The following is a 23,041-nucleotide window of genomic DNA, read 5'->3' as shown; positions in this document are numbered from 1 at the left end:
CCGGCGGGCATGACAAGGCGCCCCAGAGCCGACGCTTGCAGCTCACAAGAAGCGGGAGATGGGAATGGGCAGATGCGCCGGCCCGCCGACAGATCGGTGTGCGTGTACGTGGGCGACGGATTCAGCCCTGGGTGGCCGCTCCGTTGCGGCGGCCGCGTGCGGCACGGGTTCCGACGCTGCGCGAGGTAGCGATTCCATTCCGACTCCCCTGTCTGATCCGTCCTTCAAGCGGGTCCCCGGTGTGTGGCCCGGGCCCGTTGGTGGGCTCATATCGATTGAGCGCTTGGCTATTACAGCCATGCCCGCTTGGCGCCACAAGCCTGAAGCGCCGGCTTGCGGCGTAATCCGCATGACCTTCGCGGCGTGGGTCAAAACCTACGGATGAATAGGAGGGGCTGGCGGGTCAGGCCTCTCTCTGCTTTCCCATCATGTCGCTGATGCGAGCGCGGCCTGCGCACGGTTGTCTCATTGGTCGGTTGCGTGTAGAGTTCGCAACCTCATGTAATAGCGCACTAGTACAATATGAAGCGACGAGCGATCGACCCCGAGACCCCGAACGAGTCGGTGGAGCGCAGCCTGTGCGAGGCGCTGGCGGCGCTGCGCGACGTGGACGAGATGCAGGCGTTCCTGCATGACCTGTGCACGCCGGCGGAGCTGGAGGCGCTGGTGGATCGCTGGCGGGTGGTGCCGTACCTGCAGGAGGAGCTGCCTTATCGGGAGATCCACGAGCGCACGGGGGTGAGCATCACCACCATCGGGCGGGTGGCACGCTTCCTCAACCAGGGCAACGGCGGCTACCTCGCCGCGGCGGCGCGTGCGGCGCGCAAGCGCAAGACCGCCAGGGTACCGGCATGAGGCCGCGTGATCGCTTGCGCATCGCGATGCAGAAGTCCGGGCGGCTGACCGAGCCGGCGCAGGACCTGCTCACGCGTTGCGGGTTCACTTTCAGGCAGAGCCGCGACAAGCTGTTCTGTTTCGGTGAGGGCGAGCCGGTGGACCTGCTGCTGGTGCGCGACGACGACATTCCCGGCCTGATCGCGCAGGGCGTGTGCGATCTGGGCATCGTCGGGCGCAACGTGCTCAACGAGTACGAGCTCACCACCGGGCGTGACGACGCCGTGGCGCTGGCGGAGTGGCGTGGGCTGGGCTTCGGGCGTTGCCGGCTGTCGCTGGCAGTGCCGCAGGAGCTGGACTATGCCGGTGTTGCGGACCTGGCCGGCAAGCGCATCGCCACGTCCTATCCCGGGTTGCTCGGCCGCTGGTTGCGCGAGCGCGGGATCGATGCCGGCGTGGTGACGCTGGCCGGGTCGGTGGAGATCGCGCCGCGCCTGGGCACGGCCGACGCCATCTGCGACCTGGTGCAGAGCGGTGGCACGCTGCTGGCCAACCAGTTGCGCGAAGCCGACGTGGTGCTGGAAAGCGAGGCACTGCTGGTCGGCCCCAGGACGTTGCCGGCGGACGAGCGCGGCGACCTGGTCGAGTTGCTGCTCAAGCGCATCGACGGCGTGATCCAGGTGCGCGAATCGCGCCTGCTGCTGCTGCAGACCTCGCGTGGCGCGCTGGAGGCGGTCACGCGCCTGTTGCCCGGCGGGCCGCAGCCGACGCTGCTGCCGCTGGCCGGCCAGCCGGACCAGGTGATGTTGCAGGCGCTGTGCGCCGGCGAGGTGAGCTGGCGCCAGCTGGAAGAGATCAAGAAGGCCGGGGCACGCGAGATGTTCGTGCTGCCGGTGGAGAGGATGCTGGCATGAAGCGGCTGGCATGGAACGATTTGGACGGGCCGGCGCGTGATGCGGCGCTGGCGCGGCCGGTGCAGGCGTGCACGGCGGATCTGCGCGAGGGCGTCCAGCGGATCATCGCCGAGGTGCGCAGGCATGGTGACGCCGCGCTGTTGCGTTTCACCGCGTCGTACGACCGCTGCGAGCTGGATCGGCTCGAGGTCGCGCAGGCGGAGTTCGATGAAGCGGAGGCGGCGCTCGAACCGGCGTTGAAGGCGGCGATCCGGGAAGCTGCCGGACGCATCGAGCTGTTCCATCGCACCGCTGCGCCCCGGCCGGTGGCGGTGGATACCGCGCCGGGGGTGCGGGTCGAGCGGGTGCTGCGGCCGGTGGCGTGTGTCGGGCTGTATGTGCCGGCCGGCAGCGCGCCGCTGCCGTCGACGGCGTTGATGCTCGGTGTACCGGCGCGCATCGCCGGTTGCGCCGAAGTGGTGCTGTGCTCGCCCGCGCGCGCCGACGGCCGGTGCGACCCGGCCGTGCTGTATGCGGCACGCGTAGTCGGCGTGCACCGGGTGTTCAAGCTCGGTGGGGCGCAGGCGATCGCGGCGATGGCGTATGGCACGGCCAGCGTGCCGCGATGCGACAAGCTGTTCGGGCCGGGCAATGCCTGGGTCACGGAGGCCAAGCTGCAGGTGTCGACCGATCCGCAGGGTGCCGCCATCGACATGCCGGCCGGGCCGTCCGAAGTGCTGGTGGTGGCCGATGCACAGGCCGCGCCGGCATTCGTCGCGGCCGACCTGCTTTCGCAGGCCGAACACGGGCCCGACTCGCAGGTGCTGCTGGTCAGCCCGTCGGCCGGGTTGATCGATGCCGTGGCAGCGGAAGTCGAGCGCCAGTGCGCGGCGTTGCCGCGGTCCGGCATCGCGCGCGAGGCGTTGGCCCACAGCCGGTTGATCGAGGTCGACTCGCTCGAGCAGGCACTCGAGGTGAGCAACCGCTACGCGCCCGAGCACCTGATCCTGCAGGTGGCCGAGCCACGCACATGGCTGGCGCGGGTGGAAAGCGCCGGTTCGGTGTTCCTGGGCGCATGGACGCCCGAGTCGGTGGGCGACTATGCCAGTGGCAGCAACCACGTGCTGCCGACCTACGGTTACGCGCGCAGCCACAGCGGCGTGTCGGTGGCGAGTTTCCAGAAGCAGATCAGCGTGCAGGAGTTGACTCCCGCGGGCCTGCGCGCGATCGGGCCCTGCACGGCAACGCTGGCCGCGGCCGAGCAACTGGAGGCGCACCGCCGCGCGGTCACCTTGCGGCTGGCGGCGCTGGATGAGCGCGCGGGGGTGTCGGTCGCATGAGCGTGCTCGAACTCGCGCGCGCGGAGATCCGCGCGCTGGTGCCGTATTCCTCCGCGCGCATGGAGGCCGCCGGCGGCCAATTGCTGCTCAACGCCAACGAATCGGCCTGGGCGCCGTTCGGCGATGCCGGCCTGGATTGCCATCGCTATCCGGACCCGCAGCCGGCGGCGCTGGTCGAGCGCCTTGCCGCGCTCTACGGCGTGCGCCGCGAACAGCTGCTGGTCGGGCGCGGCAGCGACGAGGCGATCGACCTGCTGGTGCGCGCGTTCTGCCGCGCCGGCAAGGACGCGATCCTGGTACAGCCGCCGACCTTCGGCATGTATGCCGTCTGCGCGCGGGTGCAGGACGCCGCGGTGGTCGAGGTGCCACTGTCAGTCGACTTCACGGTGGATGCCGGGGCCGTGCTGGCCGCGGTGACACCGGCCGTGAAGCTGGTGTTCGTCTGTGCGCCGAACAATCCCACCGGTGCCGGCGTGTCGCCGGAGACGATTGAGCGCCTCGCGCGCGGGCTCGCCGGTCGCGCGCTCCTGGTGGTGGACGAGGCGTACGCGGAGTTTGCCGAAGACGCCGGCGCCGCGGCGTTGCTCGATCGCTACGAACACCTGGCCGTGCTTCGCACACTGTCCAAGGCCTGGGCGCTGGCGGGTGCCCGCATCGGTTGCCTGCTGGCGCATGCAGACGTGATCGCCTTGCTGCGGCGGATCCTGCCACCGTATCCGCTGCCGCGCCCGTGCGTGGCCGCGGCAATGGAGGCCCTTTCACCGCAGGGGCAGGCGGCCGCACACGAGCGCATCGAGGTGGTGTGCACCGAGCGCACGCAGATGACCTCGGCGCTCCGGCGGTTGCCTGGCGTGCGCGCGGTGCTGCCATCGCAGGCCAACTTCCTGGCGGTGCGATTCGACGATGTGGGAGCGGTTTATCGGCGGCTGTTCGATGCCGGCATCGTGGTGCGCGACGTGCGCCGCTATCCGGGCCTGGGCGACGCCTTGCGCATCACGTTGGGAACTCCGGAAGAGAACGCACGCGTCCTCGCCGTGCTCGGGGAAGGCGCATGAACCGGAAAGTGCTGTTCATCGATCGCGACGGTTGCCTGATTGTGGAGCCGCCGGACGAGCAGATCGACAGCTACGCCAAGCTCGACCTGCTGCCCGGCGTGATCGCCGCACTGCAGCGTTGCGTGGCGGCCGGCTACGAACTGGTGATGGTGACCAACCAGGACGGGCTGGGCACCGCGAGCTTTCCCGAAGAGGCGTTCCGTGGGCCGCAGGAGCTGCTGTTGCGCATCCTCGCTTCGCAGGGCATCGTCTTCCGTGAGGTGCTGGTGGACCGCAGCTTCCCGCACGAAGGCCTGGATACCCGCAAGCCCGGCATCGGGTTGTTGCGCCACTGGCTCGCCGATGACGGCTGGAGCCGCGCCGCCTCGGCGGTCATCGGCGATCGCGAGAGCGACATGCAACTGGCGGCCAACCTGGGCGTACGCGGTTTTCGGGTCGGGCCGCAGGGCTCGGCTTGGGACGAGGTCGCGCATCGTTTGCTCGATGGACCGCGCGCGGCGACGGTGCTGCGGCGTACGCGCGAGACAACGATCGAAGCGACCGTCGATATCGATCGCACTGCCGAGCCGCGGGCACGGACCGGATTGGGCTTCTTCGACCACATGCTGGAACAGCTGGGCAAGCATGGCGGCTTCGCGCTTACGCTCACCTGCACTGGCGACACGCACGTGGACGAACACCACACGGTGGAAGACAGCGCGCTCGCGCTGGGCCAGGCCTTGCGCCAGGCGCTGGGCGACAAGCGCGGCATCGGACGTTACGGCTTCACCTTGCCGATGGACGAGGCGCTCGCCAGCGCGGCGCTCGATCTTTCGGGACGGGCCTGCTTCGAGTTCGAGGGCCGCTTCCCGCGCGAGCGGGTGGGGGAGCTGCCGACCGAGCTGGTGGGGCATTTCTTCCGTTCGTTGTGCGAGACGCTAGGGGCCAATCTGCACTTGGCCGTGCGCGGCGAGAATGCGCATCACATGGTCGAGGCCTGCTTCAAAGTGGTGGCCCGCGCGCTGCGCCAGGCCTTGCGCCGCGAAGGCAGCGAGCTGCCCAGCACCAAGGGGGCGCTATGAGTACGGCTTTTGCGACTTCTCCACGTGCCGCCACGGTAGGCCCGGGTTCCACGGTCGTGCTCGTGGACGCGGGCGGCACCAACATCGGCTCCGTGCGTTACGCCCTGCAGCGCCTGGGTGTGGAGGCCCCGCTGACAGCCGATCCCGCGGCCATCCGCGCCGCCAGCAAGGTGATTGTTCCCGGCGTCGGCGCGGCCGGTCCGGCCATGGCGCGTTTGCGTGCGCTGGGCCTGGTCGACCTCCTGCGTGGGTTGACCCAGCCTGTACTGGGCGTGTGCCTGGGCATGCAACTGCTATGCGCGCACTCCGAAGAGGGGGACGTGGACTGCCTGGGACTGATTCCCGCCACCGTGCGCCGGCTGCTGCCCGCCCCTGGCCTGCGCGTGCCGCACATGGGCTGGAACCGCTTGCATACGCGCAGTGCGCATCCCTTGCTTGACGGCCTTGCCCACGGTGCGCAGGCCTATTTCGTGCACAGTTACGCAGTGCCGGTGGGCATCGACACGCTGGCGACGGCCGAGCACGGCGCGACGTTTTCGGCGGTGGTGGCGCGCGGCAATTTCTTCGGCATGCAGTTCCATCCGGAACGCTCGGCTGCAGTGGGTGCCCGCCTGCTGCGCAACTTCCTCGCGCTATGAACACTGAAATCATCCCGGCCATCGACCTGCGCGCGGGCCGGGTCGTACGCCTTGCCCAGGGCGACTACGCCCGTCAGACGACTTATCCAGACGACCCGGCCGCGCTCGCCGCCAGCTATGCGGCGGCCGGTGCGCGCTGGCTGCACGTGGTCGATCTCGATGGGGCGCACGCAGGTGGGCTGGTCAACTTGACGGTGATTGAGGCGCTCGCCCGCACCGGCCTGCGCGTGCAGGCCGGTGGTGGCGTGCGCGTTGTCGCCGACGTGCACCGGCTGCTCGACGCGGGCGTCGAGCGGGTGGTGCTCGGCAGCGTCGCCATCCGCGATCCGGCCCGCGTGGCCCGTTGGCTGGAACGCCATGGCGGCGAGCGTTTCACGATCGCGCTGGACACACGCTGGATCGACGACCGATGGATGTTGCCGAGCGCCGGCTGGACCCAGGCCGAGGGGCGCACGCTCGACGAGTTGGCGCCCTGGTACGCGGCACATGGCGCGCGCCACCTGCTGTGCACGGATATTGAACGCGACGGCATGCTGGCGGGCTTCAACCTGGCGCTCTATCGCCATCTGGCCAAGCTGGCGCCCGGCCTTGCCGTGCAGGCTTCCGGCGGCGTGCGCTCGGTCGACGACATCCGTGCCGCGCAGGCGGCGGGCGCGCGTGGGGTGGTCCTCGGGCGGGCCTTGCTGGAAGGCCGCTTTACCCTGGCGGAGGCGCTGGCTGCATGAGCATTCTCCTGCTTGCGGGCTGCCCAGCGACGCTGGCCTTGTGCAGTTGCGGCGAACTTCTCCCGAATCTTCCGTTACAGGCGGGGAAGAGCGTGGGAGGAACACGCGCATGCTGAGCCGCCGCATCATTCCCTGCCTGGACGTGCGGGACGGGCAGGTGGTCAAGGGCGTGCGCTTCCGCGACCACGCGGTGGTGGGCGGTATCGTGGAGCTGGCCTTGCGCTACCGCGACGCCGGGGCCGACGAGCTGGTGTTCTACGACATCACCGCCAGTCCCGAGGCGAGAGCGGTGGATCGTGGCTGGGTCGAGCGCGTGGCGCGGGAGATCGATATTCCGTTCTGCGTGGCCGGCGGCATCCGCAGCGTCGAAGAGGCGCGTGCGGTGCTGCATGCGGGCGCCGACAAGGTCTCGATCAACTCGCCGGCATTGGAGCGTCCCGCGCTGATCGGCGAACTGGCCGATGCGTTCGGCGTGCAGTGCGTGGTGGTCGGCATCGATTCGCTGCGTGATGCCGATGGGCAGTGGCGGGTGCGCCAGTACACTGGCGATCCCTCGCGCACGCAGGCGCTGGCTCGACGCACGCTGGACTGGATCGTTGAGGTACAGCGACTGGGTGCGGGCGAGATTGTGCTCAACTGCATGGGCAGCGACGGCATGCGCGATGGCTACGACGTCGAACAGCTGGCGCAGGCGCGCGCGCTTTGCATGGTGCCGCTCGTCGCCTCCGGGGGCGCGGGCACGCCGGAACATTTCCGCGAGGTGTTCGTGCAGGCCGACGTGGATGGGGCGCTGGCGGCCAGCGTGTTCCATTCCGGCGCGATCGAAGTGGCGGCGTTGAAGCGTCTGCTCGCCGCGCAGGGCGTGGCGGTGCGCGTCGAGGTGTCGCGCGAACGGGAAGGTGCCTGATGATCGATGAACTCGATTTCGCCAAGGCCGGTGGGCTGGTGCCGGCCATCGTGCAGCACTGGCTGACCGGCGAGGTGTTGATGCTGGGCTACATGGATGCGGCCGCGCTGGAAGCCACGCGCACCAGCGGGCTGGTGACCTTCCACAGCCGCAGCAAGGGACGCCTGTGGACCAAGGGCGAAAGCTCGGGAAACGTGCTCCGCCTCAGGAGCCTGCATGCCGACTGCGATGCCGATGCGCTGCTGGTGCGGGCCGAGCCGGTTGGTCCGACTTGTCATCGCGGCACGTCCAGCTGTTTCGACGGTGCGCGGCCGGTGCTGGGTTTCCTTGCCGAGCTCGATGCGCTGGTGGCGCAGCGAGCCGCCGAGCGGCCGTCCGGCAGCTACACCACGCAGTTGCTCGATGCGGGCATCCGACGCATCGCTCAAAAAGTCGGCGAGGAAGGGGTGGAAACGGCACTTGCCGCCGTCGTGCAGGGCGACGCGGAGCTGCTCGGCGAGGCCGCCGATCTCGTGTTCCACCTTACCGTGGCCCTGCGCGCGCGTGGATTGGGGCTTGCGGATGTGGCTGCCGTGCTGGCCGATAGACACGGACAGCGATCCGGGGCTTGATTCGACCGACGCTCCGCGCCCCGCGAGGCAGGCCGGTGGCTACGGACGCTGCGCGGCAGCCACGGGGACCCGTTGCGGCGAGGCAGGCAGGAACGGCACCGCCGGGCCTGGCACGACGCCTTGGCGCCATCGCGCCAACTGCTCGGCGATACCCTTGCCGACCGCCATCTGCGGCTCGGACGGGAGCAGCCGGTCCTGTCGCTCCCACCCGGCGATCTCGTCCTTGGCCTGGCCAAACGCGGCGATGAAATCCGGCGTGCGGTTCAGTGCGTCGACCAGCCAGGCGTGCCCGAAGTAGGTGGCAGCCGAATCGTTGCCGCAGCCGAACGAGCTGCGATCGCTGCGCGCGGCGGTAAGCACGAGGGTGCCTGAGGACTGCAGCGACGGAATGAATCCGCCGGAATAGCAGGCATTGACCACCACCACCTTCCACTTGAACGGGTACGCCGCAAGGATCGCACCCAGGTCCTGCGCGCCGATCTGGTCCAGTGGCAGTGGGTCCATGTCCACCAGCAGAGTGTGGTCCTCGCTGCCGTGGGTGGTCATGTAGAGCAGCAGGATGTCCCGTTGCGGGTCCATGCGCTGCGCCAGGCCGTCGAGCGCACTCTCCAGGTTGCTCCAGGTGGCCAGCGGCCGGGTGGCGAGCGTATCGGGATGGTTTTCCAGCACCAGCGCATGAGCCGTGGGGCCGAAGCGCCGGGTGAACAGTCGCGCGGCGTATTCGGCTTCGTTGTGGAACACGTCTTCGCTGCCGTCCGCGGCGAAGGCGAGCAGGTACAGGTTCGGTTTGCCGGGAACGCGCGGTGCCAACTTGTCCAGCGCGGCACGCAGCAACCGCGGTTGGGTGTAGAGCACCTGCTCGGGGGTGGGGGCCTGCTCGGGCCAGTCGTCCGAGGGGAGCGCCGGGGCCTCCGCGTCGTCTGACGGCGGCATGGCCGTCGCCGGCGCGGCTGGCCGCAACCGCAATGCGTGCGGCGCAGATGTATGAGGCAGCCAACCTTGCACCCACAGCATCGTGAGGATGCCGGCGGCAAAGGCGAGCAGGGCGATCAGGCTGGCGCGCATCGCGGTATCAGGGCTCGATGGAATCGAAATCCAAGTAGGCGCGATGGCGCGGCTGGACCGGCACTGCCTGCGGCGGCCGCAGCAGCCAGCCAGTCTGCAGGCCGGCGGTACGGGCAGCGTCCAGTTCCTCGACGATGTCGGAGAGGAACAGGATGTGCTCCGGGCGCTCGCCGATCGCCTCGGCGATCTTGGCGTAGGACGCGGATTCGCGTTTGGGACCGGTTTCGGTATCGAAATAGCCGGCGAACATCGGCGTCAGGTCGCCCGCGTCGCTGTAGCGGAAGAACAGCCGCTGCGCCGGCACCGAGCCGGAGGAGTAGACATACAGGTGCAGCCCGTCGGCGCGCCATGCATGCAGTCGTGCGGACACCTCAGGGTAGACGTGTGCGCGGTATTCGCCGGCCTCGTAGCCTTCCTTCCAGATCATGCCCTGCAGCGCCTTGAGCGCGGTGGACTTGCGGTCCTGGTCGATCCAGCCCAGCAGCAGTTCGATGATCTCCTGGCGGCTGGCCTCGATGATGCCGGCTTCCTTGGCCGCTTCGTGCAACCAGTGCTGCACCTCGGGCTTGTCGGCGTGCGTCTCGACAAAGGCCGGCAGGCGCTTGCGCGCGTAGGGAAACAGCACGTCCCTGACGAAGTCGATCGAGCTGGTGGTGCCCTCGATGTCGGTGACGATGGCGCGGATGTTGGTCATGGGCGGCACGCGTGCGGGGAGATCGCAAGGATAGCCGCTGCGCCGCCCATGCGGTGCGCAGTGGACTGAGCCATCCTGCCGATCAGCGCGGAGCCGGCTCCATCCGTGGAAAACGCCCGGCGATGTCGGTGCCCGTGAAATTCGCGACCCAGCCTTCCTTGTTGGTGAACAGGCGGATCGCCACAAAGTAGGGCGACTCGCTCATGTCGAACCAGTGCGGGGTGCCATCGGGCACGCCGATCAGGTCGCCCGCCTCGCACAAAACGTCGTACACGCGGCCGTCGATGTGCAGCGTGAACTGACCGCTGCCGGCAACGAAGAAGCGCACCTCGTCCTCGCTGTGCGTGTGCTCGTTGAGGAATTTCTGGCGCAGCGCTGTGCGGTCGGGGTGATCCGGGGCCAGGCTGATCACGTCGACGGACCGATAGCCTTCTTCGTGCATCAAGCGCTCGATGTCGCTCCTATAGGCGGCGATCACTTCTTCCTGGCTCGCGCCGGGGGCAATGGGCGCACCTGCGTCCCATTGTTCGAAACGCACGCCGACCCGGCCGAGCTCGCTGGCGATGTCCCCGGCGGCCGTAATTTCCGACACTGGCGTGTTCGGCTGGTTTTCCTCGTAGATGCGCAGACGGCTCATGCGGAAAATCTCCTGAGGTCGAGCTCGCAGGCGAGCAGGAATTCGAGCGCCTCGAGGTGCCGCCGTGCCTCGGCCATGTCGGCACCCCAGGTGTAGATGCCGTGCCCGTCGATCAGGTAGGCGTGCAATGGCTTCCCCGCATCCAGCCAGGCATCGATGCGCGCGACCAATTCGGGCATGTACTGCGTATTGGGAAAGACCGGGATGTCGAGCACGCTCTCGTGCGTGGTGTAGCCGGTGATGGCCTTCTGCAGTTCCCAGCCTTCCAGCCGTACCACGCCCTCGCGAGCGAACAGCCGCGAGGCGACGCTCTGCGTGCGCGAGTGGGTGTGCAGCACCACCTGGGCGTGCGGCAGGCGGCGGTAGGCCTGCGTGTGCAGCCCGGTTTCGGCGCTGGGCCGGGCATGGGTGCCGACCGCATGCCCGGCCATGTCCACCAGCATGATGTCCTCGCGCCCGAGCCGCCCCTTGTCGCGGCCGGAGATAGTGATCGCGGCCAGTTCGTCGTTGACCCGCATGGAGAAATTGCTGCTGGTCGCCGGCGTCCAGCCCAGCAAGGCAAGTTCGCGGGCGGCCTCGGCGATGGCATCGGCGCACAGCGCAAAACGGGCGGGATCCACGGAGGAGGGGAGTTCCTGCATGTGTGATTTGGACGTCCAAACGGTGGGCGACTATAGCACGCCGGTGTTCACGTCCGACGGCAAATGCGAGTCGTTCTCGCAAGTCAGGTTTCATTGACGCGGCGAGCGTACCATCGCCAAAGGCTGCCGCGTCCGCGGTGGCGGAAACAACGGAGGTTCCTTCCATGTCGCAAGAAAAAGATCTCGAATCGCGCAGGCGTTTCCTGAAAGTGGCCGCGGGCACTGCGGCCGCCGCTGCCGTGGCCGGTGGCCTGCCACGCTTTGCGCGCGCGGCCGACCTGCCGCACGTGGCCGAGTCCGATCCGACCGCCAAGGCGCTCGACTATGTCGAGGATGCCAGCACGTCGAAGAATCCGAAGCACAAGGCGGGCGACGTCTGCGCGAACTGCCAGTTCTACACGGACGCCGGCGCCAAGCCCTACGGTCCTTGCCAACTGTTCCCCGGCAAGTCGGTGAACGCCAAGGGCTGGTGTGTTTCGCACACGACCCGGAAGGCCTGAGCAGGCGCACATGCGGCCGACGCGCCAGGCGCGTTCGATCGATGAGCGTGAAGGAAGAGTGGCCGAACGGCCGGTCTTAAAAGTGCTGCCCAGACGCGTCAGGCTGAGGAGCTGACCCGCCTGACGCGCCGGGCGGCGATCCGGGGCCCACTGCCAAGTGATCAACCCTCGGAGTTCGGATGATACTCCCGCGGTGGGCAGTTCGGGCGACGGGCGGCGGGATTTTTCTCGAAAAAGTTCCGTTAAGCGCTTTAAATTCAGCAATTTGCGAAACAAAATTCTTTGCCGAACTTAAGCGGCAATTTGCAAGAATTTCGTTAAATGTCGCGTCCGCCTGCGAACGTCGGCCAACGTTCGGGTTCCCGAGAAGTCCTCATTGGGAAGGCCTCGGGCCGCCCCGGGCGGAAGGTGGGATGAGGCGGGCGTACTCGGCGGATTACGCCGAAACCTTGCGCAGCTGGCTGTGGCGGCGCCCGTAGCCGAAGTAGATCGCCATGCCGATCACGGTCCAGATGCCCAGCATCAGCCACTGGTACCAGTTTTCCCAGTACAGCAGCGTCAGGCAGCTCAGCACGCCCAGCGTGCAGACCACCGGAGCCCACGGCACGCGGAAGGTGCGCGGCAGTTCGGGCTGGGTGTGGCGCAGGATCAGTACGCCCGCGCACACCGCGACGAATGCGATCAGCGTGCCCATCGAGACCAGGTCGCCGAGGATGTCGAGCGGAAACACCGCCGCCAGCGCCGCGATGCCCAACCCGGTGATCACCGTGTTGATGTGCGGCGTGCGGTAGCGCGGGTGGATCTTGGCGAACACGGGCGGCAGCAGGCCGTCGCGGCCCATGATCATGAAGATGCGCGGTTGCGCGATGATCATCACCAGCACGACCGAGGACAGGCCGATCAGCGCACCCACCTCGACCAGCCAGCGCAGCCATTCCAGCTCGGCGTGCGCCTTGACCGCCGTGACCACCGGCTCGGACGTGCCGAGCAGATTGAAAGGCAGCAGGCCGGTGATGACCGCTGCCATGCCGACGTAGAGGACGGTGCATATCGCCAGCGAGGCAAGCGTGGCGATCGGCAGGTCGCGCTGCGGATTCTTCGCCTCCTGCGCGGCGGTCGAGGTCGCCTCGAAACCGATATAGGCGAAAAACACCAGGGTCGACGCGCGCATGATGCCCGACCAGCCGTACTTCTCGGGCCCTTCGTTGGCCGGGATGAACGGTTGCCACAGTTCCGGATTGACGTAGCGCCAGCCTGCGATGATCACCACCACGATCAGGCCGACCTTGAGCAGCACCATGGCGACGTTGGCACCGCTGGACTCGCGGATGCCGACGTAGCACAGCCAGGTCAGCGCCAGCACGATGGCCACCGCGGGCAGGTTGAACAGGGCGCCGGTAGTGACCAGGTGGCCGCCCTGATAGGCCAGCGGCGCGTTGGTAAGGGCTGCGGGCAGGTGGATGCCGACATGATCCATCAGGCTGACGAAGTAGCCCGTCCAGCTGACCGCCACCGCCGAGGCCGACACGCCGTACTCGAGCACCATGTTCCAGCCGATGAACCAGGCCACCAGCTCGCCCAGCGTCGCATAGGCGTAGGAGTAAGAGCTGCCGGACATCGGGATCAGCGTGGCGAACTCGGCGTAGCACAGAGCAGTGAAGCTGCAGCAGATGGCCGCGAACACAAAGGCCAGGATTACCGCGGGACCGGCATGCTCGGCCGCCGCCTGGCCGGTGATCACGAAAATGCCGCCACCGATCACCGCGCCGATGCCCAGCGCGGTCAGTCCCCAGGGTCCGAGCGTGCGGCGCAGCCCGGGACCGTGGGTGTCGTCTACGTCGGAGAAATCGGTCTTGCGAGCGAGCAACTGCTTCAGCATGTGCGTTCCGGACATGAAACCGGCACGGTTCTCACCGTGCCGGCGGGTTGTCATTGAGTTAGGCGGTGCAAGCGTCAGGCCGGTTCAGTGCCATTGGCCAGGTGGCTCTTGCGGTAGCCGTAGAGGTAGTACACCACCAGGCCGACGGCCGCCCAGCCGAAGAACACGAACATGGTGACCTTCGACAGGTTCAGGAACAGCAGCACGCAGCCGAAGATGGCGAGCGGGCAGACCACCCATGCCGCCGGCGTGCGGAACGAACGCGGCCGATGCGGCTGCTTGACGCGCAGGATCAGCACGCCGAGGGCCACCATCATGAAGGCGAACAGCGTGCCGGAGTTGGTCACGTCCGCCAGCGCACCCACCGGGAACAGCGCGCCGAACAGAGAAACGAAGCCGCCGGTGATCAGCGTGATCACGTGCGGGGTGTGGTAGCGCGGGTGGATCTTGGCCAGCTTGGCGGGCAGCAGGCCGTCGCGCGCCATGGTGAAGAAGATGCGGGTCTGACCGTAGGTCATCGTCAGGATGACCGAGGGCAGCGCGAGGCTGGCCGCCGCACCGATGAAGTTGCCCCACCACGGGTGGTCGAGCAGGCGCACGGCGTGGGCCAGCGCTTCCTTGCTGCAGACCAGCGCCTGGGAGGCCTGGCAGGCAGCCGCCATCGCCGGCGTGCCGGGCTGAATCGCGGAGCCGTCCGGGGCGACCACCGGCTGCGCGCCGACGGCACCGATCGCGCCGTAGCTGACCAGCAGGTAGTAGACGGTGCACACGCCCAGCGCGCCGAGCAGGCCGATCGGGATGTTGCGGTTGGGATTCTTGGTTTCCTCCGCTGCCGTGGAAATCGCGTCGAAGCCCACGTAGGCAAAGAAAATCGATGCGGCGGCGCCGAGCACGCCGATGCCGCCCATCGGGCTGCCCCAGCCGTTGGGGGTGAAGGGCTGGAAGTTGGCGTCCTGTACGCGCGGCAGCGCGATGACGATGAACACGGTAAGCGCGATGACCTTGACCAGCACGAGCACAGCGTTGACCTTCGCCGACTTGCTGGTGCCCACCACCAGCAGCCAGGTGATGACCAGCCCGATGAGGCAGGCGAACAGGTTGAAGCCACCGCCGTCCAGCGGGCCTACCCGCAGGAATGTCGGCAAGCCGAATCCGCGACTGGCCAGCAGACCGTTGAAGTAGCCGGCCCAACCCACGCATACGGTACTGGCGGCAATGGTGTACTCAAGCACCAGTGCCCAGCCCACGACCCAGGCGAGCCCTTCGCCCATCACGCCGTAGGTGTACGTGTAGGCCGATCCCGCCACCGGCACCATCGAGGCGAGTTCCGCGTAGGCCAGCGCGGCCAGGCCGCAGACCACGGCGGCGATGATGAACGAGATCATCATGCCTGGGCCCGCCTTCTGTCCGGCCTCGGCGGTCAGCACGAAGATGCCGGTGCCGATGATGGCGCCGATGCCGAGCATGGTGAGCTGGAAAGGGCCGAGCTGGCGAACCAGGCTTTTCTTTTCGGCGGTGGCGAGGATCTGGTCGAGCGGCTTGACGCGCTTGAAAAGCATGTATGGGTTCCCCGTAGAACAGAAGGACTGCATCCCCTCGACCCCGACGTTAGCGACGCGTCGAGCCGGTGTGACGGGCAACCTTAGCCGAGCGTGACTGGGGGTACAAGCGCCACAAGGCATGCGCGGCCATCGCTAGAATGGCTGTTTGCCGCTTCACTCCAGACGATGCCGGAACCCTGCACCCGCGACCTTGGCGATGCCCTTCGCCACCATGCACAGGTCTGCCAGCACGAGTCAGCTGCCGAGGTTTTCCTGCGGTTCCTCGCCAGCGCACCTCAGGTGTTCGAGCGCAGCCACGCACCGGGGCATTTCACCGGCTCGGCCTGGCTGGTCAGCGCCGACGGCGAACGCGTGCTGCTGACCCATCACCGCAAGCTGGGTCGCTGGTTGCAATTGGGCGGGCATGCAGATGGTGACACCGACCTGGCGCGCGTCGCGCTGCGCGAAGCGGAAGAGGAATCCGGCTTGCGGGATCTGACCGTGGAGCCGGGCATCTTCGATCTGGATTGCCATCTGATCCCGGCGCGCGGCGCGGTGGCTGCACACTGGCATTACGACGTGCGTTACGTCGTTCGCGCGACCGGGAGCGAGGCGTTCGCGGTCAGCGAGGAATCCCTCGATCTTGCCTGGCGGCCAATACGCGCGATCGCACAGGATGCGCAGGCCGACGAGTCACTGCGCCGCATGGCCCGACGTTGGCTGGCTCGCGAAGGCTGAAAGCTCTGAGCTGGCCGTCGAATCAGGCGGGCGCGTAGCGCGGCGGAGCCGGATTCAGGTGTCCGCACGCATCGCAGGTACGCGCCTGGTGCGAACGGTAGAAGCGCTCGAATACGGGCGGGAAATCCTGCTCGATGCTGGCGAGGGTGAAGTACTCCTCGTAGAGCTTGTGGTTGCAGCGCTCGCAGAACCACAGCAGGCCATCCCGCTCGCCAGCCAGGCGCCGCCGCTCGATCACCAGCCCGACCGATTCGGGCATGCGCTGTGGCGAATGCGGCACGCGCGGGGGCAGGTAGAACAGTTCGCCGGCGCGTATCGGTATGTCGCGTGCGACTCCTTCGTCCTGCACCTTGAGCACCATCTCGCCCTCGAGCTGGTAGAAGAACTCCGGACCTTCGTCGTAGTGGTAGTCGGTGCGCGCGTTGGGGCCACCCACGATCATGACGATGAAGTCGCCATCGACGATGCACTTGTTGCCTACCGGCGGCTTGAGCAGGTGGCGGTGTTCGTCGATCCAGCGTTGCAGGTCGATGGGGGGAAGCAGGGACATGGGCGTCTCGCTTTTTTCCTGGCGTCGAGGCCGCGTGCGAAAGCGGTTTCGGCGCAACCTTATCGCAAGAGCGGCCGCTCAGCTCCGGCGAAGTAGGAGGGCAGGGCGTCAGACCTCGAGCGTGGCCAGATCGCCCTTTTCCTCCAGCCAGCTCTTGCGATCGCCGGCGCGCTTCTTGGCCAGCAACATGTCCATCAGCTTCGCCGTGCCTTCGCTGTCGTCCACGGTCAGCTGCACGAGGCGGCGCGTATCCGGGTGGATGGTCGATTCGCGCAGCTGTGCCGGGTTCATCTCGCCGAGGCCCTTGAAGCGGGTGGTGCTGACCGCGCCCTTCATCTTCTCGCGCTCGATCTTCTGCAGCATCGACTGCTTCTCGGCCTCGTCCAGGCAATAGAACACCTGCTTGCCCACGTCGACGCGGAACAGCGGCGGCATCGCCACGAACACGTGGCCCTCGCGCACCAGCGCGGGGAAGTGGCGCAGGAACAGCGCCGAGAGCAGGGTGGCGATGTGCAGCCCATCCGAATCGGCATCGGCCAGGATGACGACTTTGCCGTAGCGCAGCCCGGTGAGGTCATCCTTGCCCGGGTCGCAACCGATGGCGACGGCGAGGTTGTGCACTTCCTCGGACGCCAGCACCGAAGTGGACTCGACCTCCCAGGTGTTCAGGATCTTGCCGCGCAGCGGCAGTATGGCCTGGAACTCCTTGTCGCGCGCCTGCTTGGCGCTGCCGCCGGCCGAGTCGCCCTCGACCAGGAACAGCTCGGTGCGGGTGAGGTCGGTGGCGGTGCAGTCGGCCAGCTTGCCGGGCAGGGCCGGCCCTTGCGTGATCTTCTTGCGCACCACCTGCTTGGCCGCCTTCAGGCGCGCGCTGGCGCGCTCGATGGCGAGCTGGGCGATCTTCTCGCCCAGGTCGACATGCTGGTTGAGCCACAGGCTGAAGGCATCGTGCACCACGCCCTCGACCAGTGCGGCGGCCTGGCGCGAGGACAGGCGCTCCTTGGTCTGGCCGGCGAACTGCGGATCGAGCAGCTTGGCGCTGAGTACGAAGGCCAGACGCTCCCACACGTCCTCGGGTGCAAGCTTGACGCCGCGCGGCAGCAGGTTGCGGATGTCGCAGAACTCGCGGATGGCGTTGGTCAGGCCGGTGCGCAGGCCGTTGACGTGGGTGCCGCCCTGCGCGGTGGGAATCAGGTTGACGTAGCTTTCCTGCACCAGCTCGCCTTCGGGCAGCCAGGTGAGCGCCAGGTCCAGCCCTTCGGTATCGCGAGCCACGTGGTGCACGAACAGGTCGGCGGGGATCGCCTCGGCGCCATCGAGCTCGCCGCGCAGGTAGTCGCGCAGGCCGTCCTCGTAGTACCACTGGCTGGTCTCGCCGCTGGCCTCGTCGACCAGTTTGACGTTGAGGCCTGCGCACAGCACGGCCTTGGCGCGCAGCAGGTGCTTGAGCTTCGGCACCGAGATCTTCGGCGAGTCGAAGTACTTCGGATCGGCCCAGAAGCGGACGGTGGTGCCGGTCTTCTTCTTGGGCACCGAGCCGATGACTTCCAGCTCGCTGACGCGATCGCCGTGCTCGAACGCCATGCGGTATTCGCTGCCATCGCGGCGGATGGTCACTTCTACGCGCTGCGAGAGGGCGTTGACCACCGACACGCCTACGCCGTGCAGGCCGCCGGAGAAGTTGTAGTTCTTGCCGCTGAATTTGCCGCCGGCGTGCAGGCGGGTGAGGATCAGCTCCACGCCCGGCACGCCTTCCTCCGGATGGATGTCCACCGGCATGCCGCGGCCGTCGTCGCTGACCTCGACCGAGCCATCGTTGTGCAGCACCACCTCGATCGCCTTGGCGTGGCCGGCCAGTGCCTCGTCCACGGAGTTGTCGATCACCTCCTGCGCCAGGTGGTTCGGGCGCGAGGTGTCGGTATACATGCCGGGGCGGCGTTTGACGGGATCGAGGCCCGAAAGGACTTCGATGTCGGCGGCGTTGTAGCGACTGCTCATGCGTGGGGTCGGTCAGGGAACGGAAGCGTTGCAGGATGGCGAGAGGCGGGCGGGGCGGTCAAGCACCAAGGCCTCTCTCCGCGCAGAGAGCGCGAAGTCACAGCGGCGCGCAGTGCCGCTCCAGCCAGGCGAGGTCCGCATCCTCCAGCAAGGGGGCCAGCGCTGCGCGTACGGTGGCGTGGTAGTCGTCCAGCCAGGCGCGCTCCTCCGGATTGAGCAGGCCCGGCTCCAGTGCCCGCCGATCGAACGGGCACAGCGTCAGCGTCTCGAAAGCGTAGAACTCGCCAAACTCGGTCTGGTCCGCCTGTACCACGACGGCAAGGTTCTCGTGGCGGATGCCATGGCGCGCGGGCTTGTACAGCCCGGGCTCGATCGAAGTGATCATGCCTGGCTCCAGCGGCACCAGCGCGCCGTTGGGCACCGGCGGTCGAATCGCGTGCGGGCCTTCGTGCACGTTGAGGAAGTAGCCCACGCCATGCCCGGTGCCGTGGCCGTAGTCCAGGCCGCTGGCCCACAACGGCGCGCGGGCCAGCGCATCCAGTTGCGGACCGCTGGCGCCCTTGGGGAAGCGTGCGCGGGAGAGCGCGACCAGGCCCTTCATCACCAGCGTGGCGTCGCGGCGCTGCTCGGCGGTGGTCTCACCCAGCGCCAGCACGCGGGTAATGTCGGTGGTGCCTCCGGCATATTGGCCGCCGGAGTCGACCAGCAGCAGGCCCTTGCGCTGCAACGTGCTGTGCGCTTCGGGCGTCGCACGGTAATGCGGCAACGCGCCGTTGGCCTGGTATCCGGCGATCGTGGCGAAGCTCTCGCCGATGAAGTCCGGCTGCGCGGAGCGCTCCTCGCGCAGCAGGGCATCGACGTCCAGCTCGGTCTGCGCCATGCCGGCGGCCAGCCGCTCTTCCAGCCGTCGGAAGGCACGCGCCAGAGCGGCGCCGTCGCGGCGCATGACGTCGCGGATGTGCTCAAGCTCGGACTCGGTCTTGCGCGCCTTGTAGGCCGTCGATGGATTGGCCGCTTCCACGCGGGCAGCGTCCGCAGCGATCGCGCCGGCCACCGCACAGACCACGCGCGCCGGATCGAACAGCAGGCGTGCCCCCTTGCCCAGTTCGCCCAGTGCATCGGCGACGGTGGCGTAATCGGCGATATGAACGCCGTCGGCCCTGAGTGCGGCAACCAGCTTGTCCGAGAGCTTGCTCCGGTCGACGAACAGGGTGGCCGGGCCCTCGGTCTCGACCAGCAGATGAGCCAGGAACACCGGGTTGTACTCGACGTCGCTGCCGCGCAGGTTGGTCAGCCATGCGACGTCGTCCAGGCTGGACACAAGGTGATGCGTGGCCTCCTGGCGGCGCAGGTGGGTGCGCAGGCGCTCCAGCTTGTCCGCCCTCGTCGCGCCCGGATAGCCGGTCGCGTGCTCGAACACCGCCGCCTTGGGAAGCGGCGGGCGATCCGTCCAGACCTCACCCGGCAGGTCCAGGTCGGTGCGTACGCTGGCACCAGCCTCGCCCAGCAGGCGCTCGATCTGCCGGCTGGCGGCAAGGGACAGGCTGTCGCCTGCCACCGCGAGTACCCCGCCCTCGTCCAGGTGCTGCTGCAGCCACTGCAGGTGTTCGGGGGCGTGGGAGACCTTCTGCTTCTTGAGCGCGATGCCGCTGCCGGCCAGCTGTTGCTCTGCCTGGGAGAAGTAGCGCGAGTCCGTCCACAGGTCCGCTTCGCTGGCGGTCACCACCAGCGTACCGGCCGAGCCGGTGAAGCCGGACAGCCATTCGCGGGCGGCCCAGTGTGCGGGCAGGTACTCGGAAAGATGCGGGTCGGCGGTGGGAACCAGGCAGGCGGCGACGCCGTGGCGTTGCATGGCCTGGCGCAGGGCGGCCAGGCGGGTGGGGATGGGGTTGGTCATCCGCGCATGCTAGCGCCTTCCACGAGAGCCGTTCAGGCGGGGGGCGAACCGGTATGGGTGCTCAGGCCTCTGCTCCACTGCGATACCGAACCCTCTGCCCGCAGCGAGGGCTCGAGCGTGAACCGCTTCGACGGAACGTCTCGCCGCCGGCCCCGTCACCCGCTAAAATGCCGATTTCCAGCACGGCTGCATCCCATGACCCCCCTGATTTTCGTCACCGGCGGTGTGGTGTCCTCGCTTGGCAAGGGCATCGCGGCGGCGTCGCTCGCGTCCATTCTCGAGGCGCGCGGGCTCTCGGTCACCATGATGAAGCTCGATCCGTACATCAATGTGGATCCGGGCACCATGAGTCCCTTTCAGCACGGCGAGGTCTACGTCACCGACGACGGCGCCGAGACCGACCTGGACCTGGGCCACTACGAGCGCTTCGTCCACACGCGGCTGACCGGCAAGAACTCGATCACCACCGGCAAGATCTACGAGAGCGTGATCCGCAAGGAGCGCCGCGGCGATTACCTGGGCGCGACCGTGCAGGTGATCCCGCACATCACCGACGAGATCAAGCACTGCGTGCACGAGGCCACCCGCGGCTTCGACGTGGCGCTGGTGGAGATCGGCGGTACCGTCGGCGACATCGAGTCGCTGCCGTTTCTGGAGGCGATCCGCCAGCTGCGCATCGAGCACGGGCCGGAGAAGTGTCTGTTCATGCACCTGACCCTGGTGCCGTACATCAAGGCCGCCGGCGAGATCAAGACCAAGCCGACCCAGCATTCGGTGAAAGAGCTGCGCTCTATCGGTATCCAGCCGGACATCCTGCTGTGCCGCTGCGAGGAAGCGCTGCCGGAAAGCGAGCGGCGCAAGATCGCGCTGTTCACCAACGTGCCGGAGAACGCGGTCATCAGCGCGATCGACGTGGACGTGATCTACAAGACCCCGCTGTGGCTGCACAGCCAGGGCCTGGACGACATCGTCGTCCGGCGCCTGGGGCTGGACGCCAAGCCGGCCGACCTATCCAGCTGGCGGCGCACCGTCGAGGCGGTGGAGCACCCGAAGGACGAGGTCACCATCGCGATCGTCGGCAAATACGTGGAACACAAGGACGCCTACAAGTCGCTGGGCGAGGCGCTGCGCCATGGCGGCATCAAGCAGCAGACCCGCGTCAACCTGGACTGGATCGACTCCGAAGAAGTCGAATCCAGGGGCGCGCAGACAGTGCTGGGCAAGGCCGACGCCATCCTGGTGCCCGGCGGCTTCGGCAAGCGCGGCTTTGAGGGCAAGGTGCTCTCGGCCAAGTACGCCCGCGAGAACGGCGTGCCGTACTTCGGCATCTGCTATGGCATGCACGCGGCGGTGGTGGACTTCGCCCGCAACGTGGCCGGTCTGCAGGATGCCGATTCTAGCGAGAACGACCGCAATACGGCCAACCCGGTGATCGCGCTGATCACCGAGTGGACGACTGCCGCCGGCGAGACCGAGCAGCGCAGCGAACACTCGGACCTGGGCGGCACCATGCGCCTGGGTTCGCAGGAGGCCCGCCTGAAGACCGGCTCGCTGGCGCGCGAGACCTACGGCCACGAGGTGGTGCGCGAGCGCCATCGCCATCGCTACGAGTTCAACAACCGGTACCGGCAGGACTTCGAGGACCTGGGCCTGGTGGTCTCCGGCAAGTCGATGGACGACCTGCTGGTGGAGATCGTCGAGCTGCCGCAGCAGAAGCACCCGTGGTTCCTGGCCTGCCAGGCGCACCCGGAATTCACTTCCACGCCGCGCGACGGGCATCCGCTGTTCATCGGTTTCGTCGAAGCGGCGCGCGAGTACAAGGCGATGCGCCAAGGGGAAAAGCTGGCCGGGGCGCAGGCGAGGGCCTGATCTCTCCGCGAAGCGTTTGCAGCTCGCATACAGGCGAGCGTCACCAGGAAAGAATCCATGAAGCTCTGCGGTTTCGAAGTCGGCCTCGACCAGCCCCTGTTCCTGATCGCCGGCCCCTGCGTGGTCGAGTCCGAACAGCTGCAGCTGGATGTCGCCGGCAAGCTGAAGGAAATCACCGGTCGGCTGGGCGTGAACTTCGTCTTCAAGTCCAGCTTCGACAAGGCCAACCGCTCCTCCGGCCAGAGCTTCCGCGGCCCCGGCCTGGAGGAAGGGCTGCGCGTGCTCGCCGAGGTCAAGCGCCAGATCGGCGTGCCGGTGCTCACCGACGTGCACGAATACACGCCGATGAATGAGGTCGCCGCGGTGGTCGACGTGCTGCAGACCCCCGCGTTCCTGTGCCGCCAGACCGATTTCATCCAGAACGTGGCGCGCGCCGGCAAGCCGGTGAACATCAAGAAAGGCCAGTTCCTCGCGCCATGGGACATGAAGCACGTGGTCGCCAAGGCCAAGGCCGTGGGCAACGACGACATCATGGTGTGCGAGCGCGGCGCGAGCTTTGGCTACAACAACCTGGTCTCGGACATGCGTTCCCTGAGCGTGATGCGCGAGACCGCCTGCCCGGTGGTCTTCGACGCCACGCATTCGGTGCAGCTGCCGGGCGGGCAGGGCGCCAGTTCCGGCGGGCAGCGCGAGTTCGTGCCGGTGCTGGCGCGCGCGGCGGTGGCGGTCGGTGTGGCCGGCCTGTTCGCCGAGACGCACCCGGACCCGAGCAAGGCGCTCTCTGACGGTCCCAATGCATGGCCGCTGGGCAAGATGGAGGCTTTGCTGGAAACCCTCATGGAGCTGGACGCCGCCACCAAGCGGCACGGCTTCCTCGAACAGACGCTTTGACCGGCGGCAATGCCGGTTCCGGACGACCGGCGTTCCCAACAAAGACATTGATGCCACTCCCGACAGAACGGACGACC

The 23,041-nt window shown here is 67.8% G+C and carries 22 protein-coding genes; 13 read left to right on the top strand and 9 right to left on the bottom strand.

Annotation, left to right across the window (positions count from 1 at the left end; translation table 11 throughout):
* Nucleotides 1–522: 522 nt before the first annotated feature.
* The 9 genes from BMZ38_RS08555 to hisIE all read left to right on the top strand — a co-directional run bounded on the left by BMZ38_RS08555 (nucleotide 523) and on the right by hisIE (nucleotide 8,064).
* A complete protein-coding gene (locus BMZ38_RS08555; RefSeq protein ID WP_091336346.1) occupies nucleotides 523–855 on the top strand; it encodes a YerC/YecD family TrpR-related protein in 333 nt (110 codons plus the stop codon).
* Complete coding sequence (hisG, locus tag BMZ38_RS08550; protein WP_091336344.1) at nucleotides 852–1,748, top strand: ATP phosphoribosyltransferase; 897 nt, start codon at nucleotides 852–854, stop codon at nucleotides 1,746–1,748. The genes BMZ38_RS08555 and hisG overlap by 4 nt, the downstream gene beginning before the upstream one ends.
* Nucleotides 1,745–3,067: a histidinol dehydrogenase gene (hisD, locus tag BMZ38_RS08545; protein WP_091336342.1), complete on the top strand. Its 1,323-nt coding sequence runs from the start codon at nucleotides 1,745–1,747 to the stop codon at nucleotides 3,065–3,067. Before hisG ends, hisD begins: the two co-directional genes overlap by 4 nt.
* Nucleotides 3,064–4,122, top strand: coding sequence for a histidinol-phosphate transaminase (gene hisC / locus BMZ38_RS08540; protein ID WP_091336341.1), 1,059 nt, complete (start codon nucleotides 3,064–3,066; stop codon nucleotides 4,120–4,122). The genes hisD and hisC overlap by 4 nt, the downstream gene beginning before the upstream one ends.
* Entirely contained in the window at nucleotides 4,119–5,183 is a 1,065-nt protein-coding gene (hisB, locus tag BMZ38_RS08535) for a bifunctional histidinol-phosphatase/imidazoleglycerol-phosphate dehydratase HisB (RefSeq protein ID WP_091336340.1), read from the top strand. Before hisC ends, hisB begins: the two co-directional genes overlap by 4 nt.
* Nucleotides 5,180–5,821: an imidazole glycerol phosphate synthase subunit HisH gene (hisH, locus tag BMZ38_RS08530; RefSeq protein WP_091336338.1), complete on the top strand. Its 642-nt coding sequence runs from the start codon at nucleotides 5,180–5,182 to the stop codon at nucleotides 5,819–5,821. Before hisB ends, hisH begins: the two co-directional genes overlap by 4 nt.
* A complete protein-coding gene (gene hisA, locus BMZ38_RS08525; RefSeq protein ID WP_091336336.1) occupies nucleotides 5,818–6,546 on the top strand; it encodes a 1-(5-phosphoribosyl)-5-[(5-phosphoribosylamino)methylideneamino]imidazole-4-carboxamide isomerase in 729 nt (242 codons plus the stop codon). Before hisH ends, hisA begins: the two co-directional genes overlap by 4 nt.
* Nucleotides 6,547–6,655: 109 nt before the next feature.
* Entirely contained in the window at nucleotides 6,656–7,453 is a 798-nt protein-coding gene (gene hisF, locus BMZ38_RS08520; RefSeq protein WP_091336334.1) for an imidazole glycerol phosphate synthase subunit HisF, read from the top strand.
* Nucleotides 7,453–8,064: a bifunctional phosphoribosyl-AMP cyclohydrolase/phosphoribosyl-ATP diphosphatase HisIE gene (gene hisIE / locus BMZ38_RS08515; RefSeq protein ID WP_091336331.1), complete on the top strand. Its 612-nt coding sequence runs from the start codon at nucleotides 7,453–7,455 to the stop codon at nucleotides 8,062–8,064. The genes hisF and hisIE overlap by 1 nt, the downstream gene beginning before the upstream one ends.
* 39 nt (nucleotides 8,065–8,103) lie before the next feature.
* On the opposite strand, the gene BMZ38_RS08510 is transcribed toward hisIE, so the two are convergent.
* From BMZ38_RS08510 to BMZ38_RS08495, 4 genes are all read right to left on the bottom strand, one after another.
* Complete coding sequence (locus tag BMZ38_RS08510) at nucleotides 8,104–9,129, bottom strand: C13 family peptidase (protein ID WP_091336329.1); 1,026 nt, start codon at nucleotides 9,127–9,129, stop codon at nucleotides 8,104–8,106.
* 7 nt (nucleotides 9,130–9,136) lie between these two features.
* Nucleotides 9,137–9,823 (bottom strand): acireductone synthase, encoded by a 687-nt coding sequence (gene mtnC, locus BMZ38_RS08505; RefSeq protein WP_091336327.1) that lies wholly within the window; start codon nucleotides 9,821–9,823, stop codon nucleotides 9,137–9,139.
* Nucleotides 9,824–9,905: 82 nt separating this feature from the next.
* Nucleotides 9,906–10,460, bottom strand: coding sequence for a 1,2-dihydroxy-3-keto-5-methylthiopentene dioxygenase (locus BMZ38_RS08500; protein ID WP_091336325.1), 555 nt, complete (start codon nucleotides 10,458–10,460; stop codon nucleotides 9,906–9,908).
* Complete coding sequence (locus BMZ38_RS08495; RefSeq protein ID WP_091336322.1) at nucleotides 10,457–11,101, bottom strand: methylthioribulose 1-phosphate dehydratase; 645 nt, start codon at nucleotides 11,099–11,101, stop codon at nucleotides 10,457–10,459. The genes BMZ38_RS08500 and BMZ38_RS08495 overlap by 4 nt, the downstream gene beginning before the upstream one ends.
* Nucleotides 11,102–11,265: 164 nt before the next feature.
* Here BMZ38_RS08495 and BMZ38_RS08490 point away from each other — a divergent pair, with 164 nt between their 5' ends.
* Entirely contained in the window at nucleotides 11,266–11,601 is a 336-nt protein-coding gene (locus tag BMZ38_RS08490) for a high-potential iron-sulfur protein (RefSeq protein WP_091336320.1), read from the top strand.
* A 436-nt stretch (nucleotides 11,602–12,037) separates the two neighbouring features.
* Here the strand turns inward: BMZ38_RS08490 and BMZ38_RS08485 are convergent, their stop codons facing one another.
* On the bottom strand, nucleotides 12,038–13,480 hold the full coding sequence (locus BMZ38_RS08485; RefSeq protein ID WP_091336318.1) for an amino acid permease: 1,443 nt from the start codon (nucleotides 13,478–13,480) through the stop codon (nucleotides 12,038–12,040).
* 74 nt (nucleotides 13,481–13,554) lie between these two features.
* Nucleotides 13,555–15,039, bottom strand: a complete 1,485-nt coding sequence (locus BMZ38_RS08480) for an amino acid permease (RefSeq protein WP_091336316.1) — start codon at nucleotides 15,037–15,039, stop codon at nucleotides 13,555–13,557.
* A gap of 168 nt (nucleotides 15,040–15,207) precedes the next feature.
* On the opposite strand from BMZ38_RS08480, the gene BMZ38_RS08475 reads away from it, so the two are divergent.
* Nucleotides 15,208–15,759, top strand: a complete 552-nt coding sequence (locus tag BMZ38_RS08475) for an NUDIX hydrolase (RefSeq protein ID WP_091336314.1) — start codon at nucleotides 15,208–15,210, stop codon at nucleotides 15,757–15,759.
* 22 nt (nucleotides 15,760–15,781) lie between these two features.
* Here the strand turns inward: BMZ38_RS08475 and BMZ38_RS08470 are convergent, their stop codons facing one another.
* From BMZ38_RS08470 to BMZ38_RS08460, 3 genes are all read right to left on the bottom strand, one after another.
* A complete protein-coding gene (locus BMZ38_RS08470; protein WP_091336312.1) occupies nucleotides 15,782–16,309 on the bottom strand; it encodes a 3-hydroxyanthranilate 3,4-dioxygenase in 528 nt (175 codons plus the stop codon).
* A 108-nt stretch (nucleotides 16,310–16,417) separates the two neighbouring features.
* On the bottom strand, nucleotides 16,418–18,307 hold the full coding sequence (gene parE / locus BMZ38_RS08465; RefSeq protein WP_091336311.1) for a DNA topoisomerase IV subunit B: 1,890 nt from the start codon (nucleotides 18,305–18,307) through the stop codon (nucleotides 16,418–16,420).
* Nucleotides 18,308–18,404: 97 nt separating this feature from the next.
* The gene (locus BMZ38_RS08460) at nucleotides 18,405–20,204 is read right to left on the bottom strand and encodes an aminopeptidase P family protein (protein WP_091336308.1); all 1,800 of its coding nucleotides are present in this window, start codon (nucleotides 20,202–20,204) and stop codon (nucleotides 18,405–18,407) included.
* Between the two features lie 195 nt (nucleotides 20,205–20,399).
* On the opposite strand from BMZ38_RS08460, the gene pyrG reads away from it, so the two are divergent.
* Both pyrG and kdsA read left to right on the top strand, forming a co-directional pair.
* Complete coding sequence (gene pyrG / locus BMZ38_RS08455; RefSeq protein ID WP_091336306.1) at nucleotides 20,400–22,073, top strand: CTP synthase; 1,674 nt, start codon at nucleotides 20,400–20,402, stop codon at nucleotides 22,071–22,073.
* A 57-nt stretch (nucleotides 22,074–22,130) separates the two neighbouring features.
* Nucleotides 22,131–22,964 carry a 3-deoxy-8-phosphooctulonate synthase gene (gene kdsA, locus BMZ38_RS08450; protein WP_091336304.1) on the top strand — a complete coding sequence of 278 codons (834 nt, stop codon included), beginning with the start codon at nucleotides 22,131–22,133 and terminating at the stop codon, nucleotides 22,962–22,964.
* Nucleotides 22,965–23,041: the final 77 nt, after the last annotated feature.

Source organism: Frateuria terrea, from assembly GCF_900115705.1.
GTDB lineage: Bacteria > Pseudomonadota > Gammaproteobacteria > Xanthomonadales > Rhodanobacteraceae > Frateuria_A > Frateuria_A terrea.
The sequence above is the reverse complement of the archived record's forward strand: the minus strand, read 5'-3'. Positions and strand labels throughout refer to the sequence as shown.